Origin of the sequence: Polaromonas sp. CG_9.7, from assembly GCF_015752205.1 — a bacterium.
Lineage (GTDB): Bacteria > Pseudomonadota > Gammaproteobacteria > Burkholderiales > Burkholderiaceae_C > Polaromonas.
Genome location: NZ_JADOVG010000051.1, coordinates 1 through 1246, shown reverse-complemented (window position 1 = coordinate 1246; position 1246 = coordinate 1). Strand labels below are relative to the sequence as shown.

Genomic DNA, 1246 nt, shown 5'->3' with positions numbered 1-1246 from the left:
CTAGTAGACAGTCAACCTGATTCGTTGTCTGCGTGCGGATAGACCCAAGCCATTTTTTGGCGTGCCTTGCTTAAGTTGAATTGCCAGCGTATTGGTTTGGCCTCAGCATTTCTGTGCGCACAGATCGCATCAAGTTCGCGTTGCAATTGCTCTTTATCGGAGATCCTCTTCTTGAAGACCGTGCGGCCCAGGACTGCAAACTCCAGCTCGGCGATGTTGAGCCATGAGCCATGCTTGGGCGTGTGCCTGATCTCGATTTTCTTGGCCAGTCGGCGTGCCTCTTCTGGCGCAAATGTGGTGTAGAGCGCACCCTTGGTGTGCGTGTTCAAGTTGTCGCAGACCAGCGTGATCTTCTGGGCTTTGGGAAACATCCCGTCAAGCTCCTTGCACACGGCGGCGAAATCAGTCTTTTTGCGATGCTCCATCACCAGGCATTTGCGCAGCCCAGCCGCTGGCTGGCAGATCATCATCACTTCTGCCACGCCGCAGCGCTCGTATTCGCAATCCTCGCGCCGGGGCCGTCCTGGTGCCCCCGGCATCGCCTCGCGTACCTCCCGCAGTAGCTGAAACGGGCTTTCATCGAAACACACCACTGGATTTTTCTCGTGGAGCGGGAGTCCGTAAATTTCAATGACGTCCTCCATGCAAGCGACGAACTCTTCATCGACTTTTGCGATGCACCACTCCTGCTTTTGCCACGGCTTGAGTTCGCTTTTTTAAAAGCTGGCGCACGCCTTCATGGCTGTATGACTGGGCAAAGCCGAGTTCCACGATTTTCGAGCCCAGCAGGCGTAAGGTCCAGTGGTCGTGCCCATCGGGTGCTTTTGAGCAGGCGATCGCCGTAATCATCGCCGCTTGCTTGGCGTCAAGCTTGGGTTTGGAGCCCGGGCGGGGCAACTCACCCAACGCGGCCTCCAAGCCGCCTTCAGCGAGACGCTTTCGGATTTTTAAAACGGTAGGTAACGAGACATCCAAGGCTAGGCAGATATCTTGATTGAAGTGGCCTTTGGCAAGTTTGGTCAAGATACGCGCGCGGGTGATCACGCGAGCGCTGTTGACGCCCTTGTGGATGATGGCGAAAAGATGCTCTTGCTCGTCATCGCTGAGTTCGATTCTGTTAGGCGATGTGATTCGTGGCATGGCCGTCTCCAAGTGGTTTCGGAGAATATCGCCCACAAAACTGGCAAAAGTAACCCAGCAGAAAAATTTAGACTTTAATTAACGAATCAGGTTGACTGTCTACTAG

At 54.5% G+C, this 1246-nt stretch carries 2 protein-coding genes; both read right to left on the bottom strand.

The window, feature by feature from the left end; genetic code table 11:
* Positions 1 to 11: 11 nt before the first annotated feature.
* On the bottom strand, positions 12 to 677 hold the full coding sequence (locus IWX87_RS19460) for an IS630 family transposase (RefSeq protein ID WP_196865145.1): 666 nt from the start codon (positions 675 to 677) through the stop codon (positions 12 to 14).
* The gene (locus IWX87_RS19455; protein ID WP_196865144.1) at positions 661 to 1140 is read right to left on the bottom strand and encodes a helix-turn-helix domain-containing protein; all 480 of its coding nucleotides are present in this window, start codon (positions 1138 to 1140) and stop codon (positions 661 to 663) included. Before IWX87_RS19455 ends, IWX87_RS19460 begins: the two co-directional genes overlap by 17 nt.
* Between the last annotated feature and the right edge of the window lie 106 nt (positions 1141 to 1246).